General features: G+C 29.8%; 14 protein-coding genes. 8 read left to right on the top strand and 6 right to left on the bottom strand.

Features of this window, described 5'->3' with window-relative positions:
- Window positions 1-183: 183 nt before the first annotated feature.
- The 4 genes from ACTF56_RS12275 to ACTF56_RS12260 all read left to right on the top strand — a co-directional run bounded on the left by ACTF56_RS12275 (window position 184) and on the right by ACTF56_RS12260 (window position 2439).
- The gene (locus ACTF56_RS12275) at window positions 184-726 is read left to right on the top strand and encodes an RNA polymerase sigma factor (RefSeq protein WP_438967202.1); all 543 of its coding nucleotides are present in this window, start codon (window positions 184-186) and stop codon (window positions 724-726) included.
- Between the two features lie 30 nt (window positions 727-756).
- A complete protein-coding gene (locus ACTF56_RS12270; protein ID WP_438967201.1) occupies window positions 757-1164 on the top strand; it encodes a hypothetical protein in 408 nt (135 codons plus the stop codon).
- A gap of 13 nt (window positions 1165-1177) precedes the next feature.
- Window positions 1178-1654: a sensor of ECF-type sigma factor gene (locus ACTF56_RS12265; RefSeq protein WP_438967200.1), complete on the top strand. Its 477-nt coding sequence runs from the start codon at window positions 1178-1180 to the stop codon at window positions 1652-1654.
- Window positions 1655-1773: 119 nt separating this feature from the next.
- The gene (locus tag ACTF56_RS12260) at window positions 1774-2439 is read left to right on the top strand and encodes a hypothetical protein (protein ID WP_438967199.1); all 666 of its coding nucleotides are present in this window, start codon (window positions 1774-1776) and stop codon (window positions 2437-2439) included.
- Between the two features lie 67 nt (window positions 2440-2506).
- Here the strand turns inward: ACTF56_RS12260 and ACTF56_RS12255 are convergent, their stop codons facing one another.
- A complete protein-coding gene (locus ACTF56_RS12255; protein ID WP_438967198.1) occupies window positions 2507-5134 on the bottom strand; it encodes a valine--tRNA ligase in 2628 nt (875 codons plus the stop codon).
- Between the two features lie 301 nt (window positions 5135-5435).
- Between ACTF56_RS12255 and ACTF56_RS12250 the strand changes: the two genes are divergently transcribed.
- Window positions 5436-5861: a DUF1573 domain-containing protein gene (locus tag ACTF56_RS12250; RefSeq protein WP_438967197.1), complete on the top strand. Its 426-nt coding sequence runs from the start codon at window positions 5436-5438 to the stop codon at window positions 5859-5861.
- 30 nt (window positions 5862-5891) lie between these two features.
- Here the strand turns inward: ACTF56_RS12250 and ACTF56_RS12245 are convergent, their stop codons facing one another.
- On the bottom strand, window positions 5892-7208 hold the full coding sequence (locus ACTF56_RS12245; protein WP_438967196.1) for an aspartyl protease family protein: 1317 nt from the start codon (window positions 7206-7208) through the stop codon (window positions 5892-5894).
- Window positions 7209-7323: 115 nt separating this feature from the next.
- On the opposite strand from ACTF56_RS12245, the gene ACTF56_RS12240 reads away from it, so the two are divergent.
- The gene (locus ACTF56_RS12240) at window positions 7324-8520 is read left to right on the top strand and encodes a pyridoxal phosphate-dependent aminotransferase (RefSeq protein ID WP_438967195.1); all 1197 of its coding nucleotides are present in this window, start codon (window positions 7324-7326) and stop codon (window positions 8518-8520) included.
- Between the two features lie 48 nt (window positions 8521-8568).
- Entirely contained in the window at window positions 8569-9225 is a 657-nt protein-coding gene (locus tag ACTF56_RS12235; RefSeq protein WP_438967194.1) for an HAD family hydrolase, read from the top strand.
- A gap of 4 nt (window positions 9226-9229) precedes the next feature.
- On the opposite strand, the gene ACTF56_RS12230 is transcribed toward ACTF56_RS12235, so the two are convergent.
- Genes ACTF56_RS12230 through ACTF56_RS12215 form a run of 4 tightly spaced genes read right to left on the bottom strand, consistent with a single transcriptional unit; the run spans window position 9230 to window position 13272 of the window.
- Complete coding sequence (locus tag ACTF56_RS12230; protein ID WP_438967193.1) at window positions 9230-10678, bottom strand: deoxyribodipyrimidine photo-lyase/cryptochrome family protein; 1449 nt, start codon at window positions 10676-10678, stop codon at window positions 9230-9232.
- A gap of 52 nt (window positions 10679-10730) precedes the next feature.
- On the bottom strand, window positions 10731-12017 hold the full coding sequence (locus tag ACTF56_RS12225; RefSeq protein WP_438967203.1) for a cryptochrome/photolyase family protein: 1287 nt from the start codon (window positions 12015-12017) through the stop codon (window positions 10731-10733).
- 48 nt (window positions 12018-12065) lie between these two features.
- The gene (locus ACTF56_RS12220) at window positions 12066-12764 is read right to left on the bottom strand and encodes an SDR family NAD(P)-dependent oxidoreductase (protein WP_438967192.1); all 699 of its coding nucleotides are present in this window, start codon (window positions 12762-12764) and stop codon (window positions 12066-12068) included.
- Between the two features lie 43 nt (window positions 12765-12807).
- Window positions 12808-13272 (bottom strand): SRPBCC family protein, encoded by a 465-nt coding sequence (locus tag ACTF56_RS12215; RefSeq protein ID WP_438967191.1) that lies wholly within the window; start codon window positions 13270-13272, stop codon window positions 12808-12810.
- A 132-nt stretch (window positions 13273-13404) separates the two neighbouring features.
- Between ACTF56_RS12215 and ACTF56_RS12210 the strand changes: the two genes are divergently transcribed.
- Window positions 13405-14259 carry a DUF2911 domain-containing protein gene (locus ACTF56_RS12210; protein ID WP_438967190.1) on the top strand — a complete coding sequence of 285 codons (855 nt, stop codon included), beginning with the start codon at window positions 13405-13407 and terminating at the stop codon, window positions 14257-14259.
- The last annotated feature ends 45 nt before the right edge of the window (window positions 14260-14304 follow it).

Raw genomic sequence — 14304 nt, 5'->3', positions numbered from 1 at the left:
ATTATTGGTTCTCAGTAGACTATCTAGAAGGAGTAGAACAAAAACAATTTAAAGCACATTTCACATTAAAAAGGTAAAATCAAGCTATATAATAAAAAAGCAACTCGAATGAGTTGCTTTTTTATTTATGTCAATTAAACCTTTACTAATAAGTGGGGTCTAAAGGTTATTAAAACTTAAAAATTGCAAGAAGAAAAAGCATTTATAGAGTCTTTATTAAATGAAAGAACGCAAAATGAAGCGTTCAAAATTCTCTTGAGTACTTATCAAAAACCACTATATTACCATATTAGAAATATAGTTTTAAATCATGATGACACCGATGATGTATTACAAAATACTTTTATAAAAGTATTTACAAACATCAAAAACTTTAAAGGAGAAAGTAAATTATATTCTTGGATGTATAGAATTGCTACTAATGAAGCTTTAACATTTCTTCAAGTAAAAGCAAAAAAAACAGGGATTACAAATTTAGAGTTACAAGATAAAGCTTTAAAAAATTTGGAAAGTGATGTGTATTTTGAAGGAAATGAAATTCAATTAAAATTACAAAAAGCAATTGCTACTTTACCAGAAAAGCAACAATTAGTATTTAAAATGAAATATTTTGAAGAAATTAAGTATGAAGATATGTCTCAAATTTTAGATACATCCGTAGGAGCATTAAAGGCAAGTTATCATATTGCTTCCAAAAAAATTGAAGAATTATTAAAATCATATTAAACCATTATCATTAAGTTAAGTCTAATAAATATGAATAATTTAAAACTAAATAACGAAAATAAAATCAATTCAGGATTTAAAATTCCAGATAATTATTTTGAGCAATTTGAAAAAAAGATTACAAATCATCTTCAATTAAATCATCAAATTAAAGTGATTCCATTATGGAAACAAAAAAGAATCTGGTTTTCGAGTATAGCAGCTTTGTTGTTAATTTCAGTAGGATTACCTTATTATCTTTCAACAAATACAAAAAATGAAATCATTGACCAAGAAGTTTTAGAGTCCTACATAGTTATGCAACCTTCTATCAATAGTTTTGAAATTGCTAGCCATTTAACAGATGAAGATATAAAAGTATTAGAAGCTGATTTAGCTTTAAACGATCAAGAAATTGAAGAATATTTATTAAATGAATCAGAAATAGATTTATATTAAAAAAAAGACACTTATGAAAAAATCACTAACAGTATTACTCGTAATTTTTACTTTAACTGCATTTAGTCAGGATAAAAGTAAAAGCGATAGATTTGATAAAATTAAAGCACTAAAAGTAGCTTTTATAACAAAAGAATTAAGCTTAACTTCTGCTGAAGCAGAAAAATTTTGGCCAGTTTATAATACTTATGACGAAAAATTATTTGAACTTCGTCATACCAAAATGAAAGCAATTTTAAAGAAAATAAAAGAAGATGAATTGGATAAGTTGAATGAAAAAGAAGCTGGTGCAATTTTAACTCAGATAGAAACAATAGATGAAGAAATTTTGACTTTAAGAAAAAAATTTGTAAAAGATGCCAAAGAAATTATTGGCGCAAAAAAAGTTTTAAAATTAAAAAAAGTCGAAGAGGATTTTAATAGAACGCTATTAAAACAATTTAAAGGCAAAGGTGATAAAGGAGAAAAAGGAGAGAAAGGTCCAAAATAAAAAATAAAATAATTTTAAATCCCGTTATTATCATGATAGCGGGATTTTTTATTTTAGTCAACTTATTTCTTTAATATTAAGAAAATATTAATATTTTTACTACAATTAATTTAAATAATATGAGCGAAAAAGAACAATTAGCAATTTGCCAAACATGTACAAATAGAAAAATGGATATGGACAGAGGCTTACTCTGCAATTTATCTAATGAAAAACCAACTTTTATAAATTCTTGTAATGATTTTGTTAAAGACGAGACAATTAAAATTGTTAGAGAGTATGATGAAAAATTAGAAGTTGGAGATATTCAACATAGAGTTTCTGAAAGATCTATGCAGAAATTTAAATCAGAACAAAATTTAAGCTTAGGAATTTTAGCCAGTTTTGGTATTGGTTTAATTGGTGCATTTATTTGGGCTTCAATTACTGTAGCAACAGAATTTCAAATTGGATATATGGCCATTGCAATTGGAGCTGCTGTTGGTTATTCGTTAAGAATTGTAGGAAAAGGAATTGATCCAATATTTGGAATTTCTGGAGCTGTAATTGCTGTTTTAAGTTGTTTATTAGGTAATGTTTTTAGTTTGATTGGATTTGTAGCTAATTCAGAAGGTTTGGGTTATTTAGATACTCTTTTATTAATTGATTATTCAATATTTCCTACTGCAATGGCAGAAAACTTTAGTCCAATAGATTTGTTTTTTTATGGAATAGCTGGATACGAAGGATATAAATTTTCGTTTAGAGTCTTTACAGAAAATGATTTAAAGGAAATTGAAAAATAAAAAAATCCCGTTATTTTATAGATAACGGGATTTTTTTGGACTAAAATAAATCAGTTGCAAAAACGAATTATTTTAAACTAGCTAAACTTTGCTCAATTGTTGCTATTTTAGCTAAAGCATCAGCTTCTTTGTTTCTTTCGTTTGCAATAACTTGCGCTGGAGCACCAGCAACAAACTTTTCATTATTCAATTTACCTTGAACTGATTTTAAGAAACCTTGAGTATATTTTAATTCAGCTTCTAATTTTTCAATTTCCGCTGCTATATCAATATTTCCAGCAATTGGAATAAAATATTCGTTCGATTTAACTCTGTAAGTCAATGTTCCTTCAACTGCTTCGGAAACGTATTCTAAACTTTCAATATTTCCTAGTTTAAGAATTACTGCATCAAACTTTATAGAAGCGTTTTCATTATTGATAACTTTTAAATCGATAACATCTTTAAAAGCAATATTTTTCTCTTTACGAATGGTTCTAATTCCAGAAATAACTTCAGCAGCAAAATCAAATTCAGCAATTAAATCAGCATTTGTATCATTCATTGTTGGCCAAGTTGAAACAATTAATGCTTCTTCTGGTGTTCTTTTTGCAATGTATTGCCAAATTTCTTCCGTTAAGAAAGGCATAAATGGATGTAATAATTTCAAGTTTGCTTCTAACAATTCAATTGCCTTATCAAATGTTGCTTTGTCAATCGGTTGTTGGTAAGCTGGTTTTATAATTTCCAAAAACCATGAACAAAAATCGTCCCAAACTAATTTGTAAATGCTCATTAAAGCATCAGACAATCTGTATTTTTCGAAATTATCTTCTATTTCGGCTAAGGTTTGTTGCAATTTAGCTTCGTACCAATCAATTGCAATTTTTGATGCTTCTGGTTGTGCAATATCTGCTACTTCCCAACCTTTAATTAATCTAAAAGCATTCCAAATTTTATTAGCAAAAGCTTTACCATTATTACATAATTCTAAATCAAACATAATGTCGTTTCCTGCTGAAGCACTTAAAAGTAATCCCACACGAACTCCATCAGCACCGAATTTTTCAATTAATTCTAATGGATCAGGAGAATTTCCTAATGATTTTGACATCTTACGACGTTGTTTATCACGAACTAAACCTGTTAAATATACATTATTAAATGGTTTTTTTCCAGTGTACTCATAACCTGCAATAATCATACGAGCTACCCAGAAGAATAAAATATCTGGACCAGTTACTAAATCATTTGTTGGATAATAGTATTTAAAATCTTCATTTTCTGGATCTAAAATTCCACCAAAAACAGCCATTGGCCATAACCATGAAGAGAACCAAGTGTCTAGCGCATCAGCGTCTTGTTTTAAGTCGCTTGTTGTTAGTTGTTGATTGTTGGTTGCTTTTTTTGCTAATTCTAAAGCATCATTAATATTTTCAGCAACAACGAAATCTTCCTTTCCATCACCATAGAAATAGGCTGGAATTTGTTGTCCCCACCAAAGTTGACGCGAAATGTTCCAATCTCTAATATTTTCTAACCAATGACGATATGTATTATTGAATTTACTTGGATATAATTTTATTTCCTCTGTTTCTAAAACAGCTTTTATGGCTGGTTTAACCAGTTCTTCCATTTTTAAGAACCATTGATCAGATAATCTTGGCTCAATAACCGCTTTTGTTCTTTCTGAAGTTCCTACTTTATTCGTGTGAATTTCAGTTTTTACCAAAATGCCATTTTCCTCAAGTTCTTTAGCAACATTTTCACGTGCCACAAAACGATCTTGACCTGCAAATTGCAATCCAAAACTGTTTAAAGAAGCATCTTCATTAAAAATATCTATGATTTCAAGATTATGCTTGTTCCCCAATTCTTTATCATTAACATCGTGCGCTGGAGTTACTTTTAAGCAACCTGTTCCAAATTCGATATCAACATATTCATCTTCTATAATAGGAATAACTCTATTGCAAATAGGAACAATAGCTTTTTTGCCTTTTAAGTGTGTAAAACGTTCATCATTTGGATTGATACATATTGCAGTATCACCAAAAATAGTTTCAGGACGAGTTGTGGCAACTGTTAAAACATCGTTCGTGCCTTCAACTTTGTAGTTGATATAATATAATTTTCCTTGACGTTCTTCATGAATTACCTCTTCGTCAGACAAAGTCGTTTTCGCTTCTGGATCCCAATTTACCATTCTATAACCACGATAAATCATACCCTTGTTATATAAATCAACGAAAGATTTGATTACAGAAGCTGACATATCTTCATCCATTGTGAATTTAGTTCTATCCCAATCGCATGAACAACCTAATTGTTTTAGTTGTTCTAAAATAGTTCCACCGTATTTGTCAGTCCAATCGTAAGCGTGTTTTAGGAATTCTTCTCGTGTTAAATCAGCTTTATTGATTCCTTCTGATTTTAATTTCGCTACTACTTTTGCTTCTGTTGCAATTGAGGCATGATCTGTTCCAGGAACCCAACAAGCATTGAATCCTTTTAAACGTGCACGACGAATTAAAACATCTTGAATGGTGTTGTTTAACATGTGTCCCATATGCAACACTCCTGTCACGTTTGGTGGAGGAATTACGATTGTGTAAGGAGTTCTGTTGTCTGGTTTTGAATGAAAATAGTTGTTTTTCATCCAGTAATCGTACCATTTTTGTTCTACTTCTTTTGTATTAAACTGCGCTGGAATCATGTTTTTTTGTTATCTGTTATCTGTTATCTAAAATCTGTTGTCCGTTACAAAAGGTTTATGGAAACTTTCTAGCCCTGATAGCAGTGGAAATCCTTTTTTGAAAAAAAAGATTGTAACGTATAGCAGGAAAATGGTTTCTAAAAAAGCCCAAGCCTTAATGCTCCATAAAAGACAAAATGACTTTGGTATTGTTTTTGCACTTGACTTAGTGCAAAAGTAACGATATAACCTAAAATAAAAAAAGTTAATTTGTTTGATATTTTTGCAAAAGTGTTTAATTTTACGAAACAAAATAATTATTATGAAAAATTTATATGGATTTATAGCTTTACTATTGATTAGTTTTAGTTCTTTTGGACAAGGAGCAAAGATTGAATTTAAAGAAGAAACCATTAATTACGGTACAGTTACTAAAGGCGAAGATTCTGGAAAAAGAATTTTTGAATTTACTAATACTGGAGATTCACCTTTGGAAATTAAAAACGTAAAATCTACATGTGGATGTACGGTTCCTTCAAAACCAACTGAGCCAATTATGCCGGGTGAAATGGGGAAAATTGAAGTGCAATATAACATGAATCCTGGACCGATAAGCAAATCAATTACAGTAGAAAGTAATGCAGTAAATGTTACTAACGGTTTAGTTACTTTAAGAATAAAAGGTACCGTGATTGAGAAAAAAGAAGAAAATCTTTTGGAACAGAAAAAGTCAATTATTCAACAATAAAAAAAAGAGCTCGAGTAGAGCTCTTTTTTTTTATATAATTTTTTCTAGCAAGAATTGTTTTTCAATTAGTTTGCCTTCTCTTTCTAACTTTATTTTTATTTTTTTTCCTTCTTTAGAGTGAAACAAGTCTGAAATGATTTGTAAAGTTAGTTTATCCGAATAAATATTGTTGATGCTAATGATTTTATCTCCAACTTTTAAACCTGCTTTTTCACCTGAAGATTTTTCCCTAATGAATGAAATTTCAAAAACAGGAACAAGTACATAATTATAAATGTAGTAAGAATTGTCATAGACAATAGTATTAAAGTTGTTTGTATCTGTTTTTATTGAATTGTTTCTTAGTTCTTTTTTAAAAACTTCTTTACCGTTTTGTTGAATTTCTATTCCAGACATGTTATAATTAAAAGGGTCTTTGAAATAAATATTCGGTTTCATGTAAACAGTTTCGTTTTGATAATCTATGAACCAGTTGAATCGTTTTAAAATTTCGCCTCCAACAGATCCGTTTCTATTTTGCATTATCAAACCACTAACATTATTTAAATTTGGAAATGAAACTAAAATTTCATTGAATTGATGTGTTCCAATTTTTAATTCTTTGACTCGAGCTCTTTTCCCATTAATTTCTCCTGAAAGCCCTATACCTAGAAGATCTTTAATGTTTTTTTCTGGAATAATGGTAGAATCTGGATTAAAAAGCCAAAGCCCATCACTGAGTCCAGTATCCATCAATAAATTTAAATTAAAGTTATTATTTTTCAAATTTGAAGCTATTTCAATATAAGGTTTGTTGAATCTTAATTTTATTTTTTCTTTGTTGTATTTTTTTATTTTTCGTTTCGATAAAATAGCTCTACTGGAATGTATATTGATTTCTTTTTTTGAATAATTTATTTCTATTAAATGATTTTTAAAAAAACTTAAACCTACAATGCCATTAATTTCTTTTCCAATTTTATTTAAAAAAGAAAGATTAGTAGCATCTATAACTAAAAAATCAAATTTTTTATCTACAAATTCATAACTGCTTAAGGTATTGTTTTTAACTAAATAAGCTGCAATTGGTTCGTTTGTACCAAAACCATTAATAAATTTTTTTTCTAAATTTTTAGTTTCTAATTCAACATCATTAGTAAAGCTAAAAATGACATTGTTTTCTGAACCAGTATCTAGTATCATTTTTAAATCTGAATTATTAATTTTGACATCAATTATAATCAGATTATTAAGGAGTTCAAAAGGGATTTTTATCTTATCCTTTTTATAGGTCCAAGTCGAATCAATTTGACTGTTACAAATTGCAGTTATTAGTAAAAAAAGTAAAATAAGTTTTTCTTTTATCATTAGAGGATCAAGTGATATATAAAATTAGAGTATTTAAATAAAACTTTAGTATTTTTTTAGTTAAAAATTTTAAAAAAAAATGCAATTTTGTACTTCTTAAAAAAAAGATACAAAAATGCCTAAAATTTCTCAAAAAGGGTCGCAAATGCCCGAATCACCTATCAGAAAGTTAGTTCCTTATGCAGAAATAGCAAAGAAAAAAGGTAATAAAGTTTATCATTTAAATATTGGTCAACCAGATATTAAGACGCCTAAAGTAGCTCTTGATGCTGTTAAAAATGCTACTATTGAAGTATTAGAGTATAGCCATTCTGCTGGTTTTGAAAGTTATAGAGAAAAACTTTCAAATTACTATAAAAGACAAAACTTACCAATTGATACTAAAGATATTATAATAACAACTGGTGGTTCAGAAGCTTTATTATTCGCTTTAGGGAGTACTATGGATGCAAATGATGAAGTTATTATTCCAGAACCTTTTTATGCTAATTATAACGGTTTTGCAGTGGCTTCGGGTGTAAAGGTAGTTCCAGTTATATCTACTATTGAAACTGGTTTTGCTTTGCCACCAATTGAAGATTTTGAAAAATTAATTACTCCAAGAACAAAAGCAATCATGATATGTAATCCTGGAAATCCTACAGGTTATTTATACTCTGAAAGTGAAATAAATCAGTTAGCTGAACTAGTTAAGAAACATGATTTATTTTTAATTGCTGATGAAGTTTATAGAGAATTTACATACGATGGTTACAAGCATTTTTCAATAATGAATGTAGCTGGCTTAGAAAATCATGCTATTATGATTGATTCTGTTTCTAAAAGATTCAGCATGTGTGGTGCAAGAATCGGATGTATTGTTTCTAAAAATGCCGAAGTAATGGCAACAGCTATGAAATTTGCTCAAGCAAGACTTAGTCCTCCAACTTATGCACAAATTGCCAGTGAAGCCGCTTTAGATACTCCACAAAGTTATTTTGATGATGTTATTGAAGAATACAAAGGAAGAAGAGACGTTTTAATAGAAGAATTATTAAAAATTGAAGGCGTTCAGGTTGCTACACCAAAAGGGGCTTTTTATTGCATTGCAAAGTTACCTATTACAAGTGCTAATGATTTTGCTCAATGGTTATTAGAAACTTATGATTTAGATGGAGAAACCATTATGGTCGCTCCTGCTGCAGGTTTTTATTCTTCACCAAATGTAGGTTTAGATGAAGTTAGAATCGCTTATGTTTTAAAGAAAGAAGACTTAGTTCGATCGGTTCAAATTTTGAAAGAAGCTCTTAAAGTTTATAATTTAAAAGTATAATACTAATTTAAAAGTCCTTTTCAAGGACTTTTTTTATTTTTTAAAATAATGGTTAAAACAGTAATTTTTGATATGGATGGCGTAATCGTTGATACGGAACCTGTTCATTATTATGCTTATCATCAACATTTTAAGCAATTGAATATTGACGTTTCAGATGATTTATATCAATCATTTACTGGGAATTCTACACGAAATGTTTTTCAAAAAATAAAAGCTCAGTTTGATTTGTCTCATGAAGTTGAAGATTTAATTCAGACCAAACGCAGTTTATTCAATGATGCTTTTGACACCAAAGAAGATTTATATTTAATTGATGGAGTAGAGGACTTAATTAAGGACTTACATGCTAACGGAATTCAGTTGATTTTAGCATCTTCAGCTTCAAAAGTAACTATTGATAGGGTTTTTAACCGATTCAATTTGAATCAATATTTCACCCACAAAGTTTCAGGAGAAGATTTTCCAAAATCAAAACCACATCCTGCCATTTTTGAACATGCTGCTAGTTTATCTATTGCTCCAAAAGAAAATTGTATCGTTGTAGAAGACAGTACTAACGGAATTGAAGCATCAGTTGCGGCAAATATTTATTGTATTGGCTATGAAAGTTTGCATTCAAAAGGACAAGATTTATCAAAAGCAAATATAATTATCAAGGATTTTAGTGAATTAAATGCTAAAATTGTAAAAGCTTTAATGTAGAGAATTAATCAGGATTTGTGTGTTTATCAACAATTCTTTTACTATCTGATTTTACATCTGAATTTTTTCGCATTCCCCACAAAATATCACTGGAATGTTTTCTGCTTTTCTCTAAATCTACAATCGGGTAAGGATAATTAATTCCTAATTTAAAATTGTATAATTCTTGTTCAATAAGCGTTAATTTCCATGGTTCATGAATAAATGCTACAGGAATTTCGGCTAATTCAAGAACCCATTTTTTGATAAAAACACCTTCTTCATCATGTTCAATGGAGTTTTTTACGGGATTATAAACTCTTAATGTGTTAATACCAGTAACACCAGCCTGCATTTGCAATTGTGGATAATGAATTCCAGGTTCAAAATCTAAAAATTGTTGTGCTAAATGAGGAGAACAATTTTGCCAAGGTTGCCACAAATTATGAGTATAAAAGGAAACCACTAAAGCACGCATTCTAAAATTCAAATAACCCGTTGTATTTAGACAACGCATACAAGCATCCACAATGGGAATTCCAGTTTTTCCTTCTGTCCACGATTTATGATAAAAAGGATTTATGGGTTGAACCAAATTGCGATACCCTTTATTTACAGCTATAAATTCCATGCTGCTTTCCATTTCAAACTTCTGAATGAAATGAGCTTGCCAACGCAATCGTGAAACAAAATTGGCAATTTGTCTTTTATGGATTCCTTTTTGAGAATGTTTCCAAGCTTCATCATAAACTTGTCTGATAGATAAGTTTCCCCAAGCGATATAAGGTGACAAACGACTGCAACCCATTCTGGCTTTTTCGGGTTTTGAAATATGTTTGGAATAATTGACTACTCGTTCTTTAAAAAAGGAATTCAAATAACGTAAAGCAGTTGGAGTTCCACCTTTTTGAAATGGTGTATTTTTATTCGTTACCAAAGAAGGTTTATTGAACTGATTTTCAATTTCTTCTATGTCTTTGTATTTCATGAAAGTTCGACCATTGGCTTCAAAAGGTAAACAATCTTTATCCATATAATCGTACCAATCTTCTTTCCAAGTTTTTCGGTTTTTTATACCTCTAATTACACCATTGTTGATGGATTCGTAACATGGAATTTCATGTTTGTTTAAAAATGCAGTAATTTGTTTGTCTCTGTCATAAGTAACTTTTATTCCTGTTTCTTGATGAGAATAAACGGCATGAATCGACATTACTTCTTTTAATTTTTTAAATATAGTAAGTGCTTCTCCTTCAACAATAAGTATTTGCGTATGATATTGTAAAAGTTCTTTTTGAAGACTTTCTAAAGATTGTTTTATGAAGTCAAAATGTCTTTGACTGTAATGGATATCTTTTAAAAGTGATGGTTCGAATATGTATAGCAAAAGAATTTTTCTTCCTGATAAAATAGCATTATGAAGTGCCTCATTATCAGTCAAGCGTAAATCTCTTTTAAACCAAACAATGTTCATTTTCTTTTCTTTTTATAGCAGTTTTATTGATGAATCTTAAACTAAATAACCTTTATCCAACAGCTTCTTTATATACTTTCAGACATAATTCTCTAGCTTCTTTATGATCTACAATAGGTTTTGGGTAGTGAAGTGTTTCCAATTCTGGAACCCATTTTTTAATGTATTTTAAATCTTTGTCGAATTTTTTAACTTGTTCTGTAGGATTAAATATTCTGAAATAAGGAGCCGCATCTACACCAGAACCAGCAGCCCATTGCCAGTTTCCTACATTGCTGGCTTGTTCATAATCTAATAATTTTTGAGCAAAATAAGTTTCTCCCCATTTCCAATCGATTAACAAATGTTTACACAAAAAGCTAGCTACAATCATTCGTACACGATTATGCATGTGTCCTGTTTTGTTCAATTCTCGCATTCCTGCATCAACAATAGGATAGCCTGTTTTTCCTTGACACCATTTTTTGAATAATTCTTCATTATTTCTCCATTGAACAGCATCATATTTTTCTCTAAAGCTAGCATTTACAGTATGAGGAAAATGCCACAAAATTTGCATGAAAAATTCTCTCCAAATTAATTCTTTAAGAAAAGTTTCATTTTGAAAAGTTGCGGCATGATTGACCATTTTTCGGATAGAAACAGCTCCAAAACGTAAATGTGTTCCTAACATTGAGGTTCCGTTTACAGCTGGAAAATTTCTGGTTTCTTCATATTTAGAAATCGTTTTATCGCTAATGTCGAATGAAGGAACTTTAATGGCAGAAGTTTCAAAGCCAATATCTTGCAAACTTAAAAAAGGGTAGGAGTGTTTTGCAATTTTTTCTAATTTATCTTCAGAATTATAATGACCTAACTTGATTTTAGAAAATGCTTCTTTCCATTTTTTGGAATAGGGTGTATAAACCACGTAAGGAGTTCCATCATCTTTTATAACTTCACTTTTTTCAAAAATAACTTGGTCTTTACTGGTTTTGAATGCAATTTCATTGTCTTTAAACAACTGATTCATTTCCTTATCTCGTTTTCTAGCATAAGGTTCGTAATCATGATTGGTAAAAACAGTTTTAATTTTATTTTCTTGAATTAATTTTTCGAAGATAGCTTTCGGTTCACCGTGAAATACTGCTAATGATTTTCCGTATTCTTTAAATTTTTCTTGAATTTTAGATAATAATTCATGAATAAAAGTCACACGAGCATCGTCTTTAGGCAATTCAGCCAATATTTTTTCATCAAAAATAAAAATTGGTAAAACTTCTTCTACATCATTTAAGGCATGAAAAAATCCAACATTATCTTCCACTCTTAAATCTCTTCTAAACCAAAATATATTCATATCTTCAACTACAATTACAAAATTCAATTTCAAAAATTAGATTATTTGCTATCCATTAACTAATAATGTGGACATTCCACCATCAACGTGTAAAATTTGTCCACTCATCCAACTGCTGTTTTCACTCAATAGAAAGCTTGCCATTTGAGCTATGTCTTCAGGTTGTCCAAATCGTTTTAATGGATGTCTTTCGGATGATTTTTCTTTTTTAACATCATTATTTAAGAATTTATCGGCTAAAGGTGTATCTGTTAGTGATGGTGCTATTACGTTAACTCTAATTTTCGGAGCATATTCAGCAGCTAAAGCTTTAGCAAAACCTTCGATAGCTCCTTTTGAAGCTGCTACACTAGTATGAAAAGGCATTCCCATACTTGCAGCTACACTACTAAACAAGACAATACTTGATTGTTTTGAAGCAATTAAGTTTGGTAAAACCGCTTGAATAACCTTTACTAATCCAATAAAATTAATTTGTAAATCGTTTTCAAATGCCTCTATTTTTAATCCTTTAAAGGGTCTTAAATTAATACTTCCTGGTAAGTAAACTAAGCCGTCAATAACTTCAGGTAATTCTGAAGTATCTAATGTGTTTGTATAAGCATCAAATGTTAGGTGTGTTACGTTTAAATTCTCTAAACCTTCGCTAGTTCTACTGGCAATAAAGACATTATTGTTGTTTTGAAGTTCTTTAGCTAAGGCTAAACCAATTCCGTACGAACCTCCTATTAATAGTATGTTTTTCATATTTATGCTGTTTTTTATAAACACTCTTAATGCTTTTTTTTAATTATTTAAATTCTCCAAATAACTCGATTAGTTTTTTTCTTCTGTACTCAAAAATTTCATTTAATTTAGGTTGTACTATAATAGGTTGAACCATTTGGCCTAAAATTCCCATTGGAACTTTATAATCTACAATGTCTTCCATTTCAACGCCACCATCAATTTCTTTCAAAAAGTGTTTGTGATGCCAAAGTGCATAAGGACCAAAACGTTGCTCGTCAACAAAGAATTTTTTATCTACAACATGTGTAATTTCAGTAACCCATTTGGTTTTAATTCCCAATACAGGAGTTACAATATATTGAATCAATTGTCCAGGAAACATCGGTCTATCTGCTCCAGAAAGAATTTCAAATCCCATATAATCGGGTGTAATGGTTTTTAGATTTTTTGGACTTGACAAAAAATCCCATGCTTCATCCAATGAAATAGGTAAATTTTGTTTGGTATGTAATGTGTAAATTTTCATTATTTTTTTTGTAAAGATAATTATTGTTTAACAATTTACGAAATCAATTAAACAAATAATTTAATTTTTAGATACCTTTAACAAAAAATTGATCAATTATTCTTAAATTCGTACCATTAAAAAAAACAATTTATGAAAAAAGTATTTTTAACAGTTTTAGCATTTGTTAGTATTGCTTCTACTGCTCAGGTAAAAACACCACAAGCAAGTCCTAGTTCAAAATTAGAACAAACAGTTGGTTTAACAGATGTTGAAGTAAATTATTCACGTCCAAGTGCAAAAGGAAGAACGGTTTTTGGAGAGTTGGTTCCTTACGGTTCTTTGTGGAGAACAGGAGCTAATGCCAATACAACTGTTACATTTTCTGAAAACGTTAAAGTTGAAGGTAAAGAACTAGAAAAAGGAACTTATGCATTATTTACTACTCCAAAGGCAGACAGTTGGGATGTTTATTTTTACAAAAACACTGACAATTGGGGAATACCAGAAAAATGGGATGATTCTCAAGTTGCAGTTCAAGTAAATGTAAAGTCAATTACAACTTCTAGACATATTGAAAGTTTTACAATATCAGTTAATGATGTTACTAACGATGGCGCATCAATTGAGTTGCAATGGGAAAAAACTATTGTTCCAATTAAATTTGAAGTTCCTACAAAAGAAGTAGCAATGTCAAGCATTGAGAAAACTTTGGCAGGACCAAAAGCTGGAGATTATTTTTCTGCGGCTCAGTACTATTTTCAAGCTGGAGCTGATAATGCAAAAGCATTAACTTGGGTAAACTCTGCTATTGATTTAGCTACAACTGATGGTAAAGAAGCTCCATTTTGGTATTTGAGATTAAAATCTTTAATTCAAGCAAAAGGAAATGATAAAAAAGGAGCTATTGAAACTGCAAAATTATCTTTAGCAGGAGCAATCAAAGCAGGAAACAAGGATTATGAAAAAATGAATAATGATTCTATTGCTGAATGGTCTAAAAAGTAAATGAGTTTTTGACTAGTCCTAAATAATCGATACAGATTATTAAAC

The sequence above is a fragment of the Flavobacterium sp. genome (assembly GCF_965657075.1).
In the GTDB taxonomy this organism is placed as follows: domain Bacteria; phylum Bacteroidota; class Bacteroidia; order Flavobacteriales; family Flavobacteriaceae; genus Flavobacterium.
The sequence above is the reverse complement of the archived record's forward strand: the minus strand, read 5'-3'. Positions and strand labels throughout refer to the sequence as shown.

Excerpts from the sequence above, each read along its gene's own strand:
- ACTF56_RS12265 (WP_438967200.1), top strand. The coding sequence starts at position 1,178 with ATGAAAAAATCACTAACAGTATTACTCGTAATTTTTACTTTAACTGCA.
- ACTF56_RS12210 (WP_438967190.1), top strand. The coding sequence starts at position 13,405 with ATGAAAAAAGTATTTTTAACAGTTTTAGCATTTGTTAGTATTGCTTCT.
- ACTF56_RS12250 (WP_438967197.1), top strand. The coding sequence starts at position 5,436 with ATGAAAAATTTATATGGATTTATAGCTTTACTATTGATTAGTTTTAGT.
- ACTF56_RS12255 (WP_438967198.1), bottom strand. The coding sequence starts at position 5,134 with ATGATTCCAGCGCAGTTTAATACAAAAGAAGTAGAACAAAAATGGTAC.
- ACTF56_RS12240 (WP_438967195.1), top strand. The coding sequence starts at position 7,324 with ATGCCTAAAATTTCTCAAAAAGGGTCGCAAATGCCCGAATCACCTATC.
- ACTF56_RS12220 (WP_438967192.1), bottom strand. The coding sequence starts at position 12,764 with ATGAAAAACATACTATTAATAGGAGGTTCGTACGGAATTGGTTTAGCC.
- ACTF56_RS12270 (WP_438967201.1), top strand. The coding sequence starts at position 757 with ATGAATAATTTAAAACTAAATAACGAAAATAAAATCAATTCAGGATTT.
- ACTF56_RS12230 (WP_438967193.1), bottom strand. The coding sequence starts at position 10,678 with ATGAACATTGTTTGGTTTAAAAGAGATTTACGCTTGACTGATAATGAG.
- ACTF56_RS12215 (WP_438967191.1), bottom strand. The coding sequence starts at position 13,272 with ATGAAAATTTACACATTACATACCAAACAAAATTTACCTATTTCATTG.
- ACTF56_RS12260 (WP_438967199.1), top strand. The coding sequence starts at position 1,774 with ATGAGCGAAAAAGAACAATTAGCAATTTGCCAAACATGTACAAATAGA.
- ACTF56_RS12245 (WP_438967196.1), bottom strand. The coding sequence starts at position 7,208 with ATGATAAAAGAAAAACTTATTTTACTTTTTTTACTAATAACTGCAATT.
- ACTF56_RS12235 (WP_438967194.1), top strand. The coding sequence starts at position 8,569 with ATGGTTAAAACAGTAATTTTTGATATGGATGGCGTAATCGTTGATACG.
- ACTF56_RS12225 (WP_438967203.1), bottom strand. The coding sequence starts at position 12,017 with ATGAATATATTTTGGTTTAGAAGAGATTTAAGAGTGGAAGATAATGTT.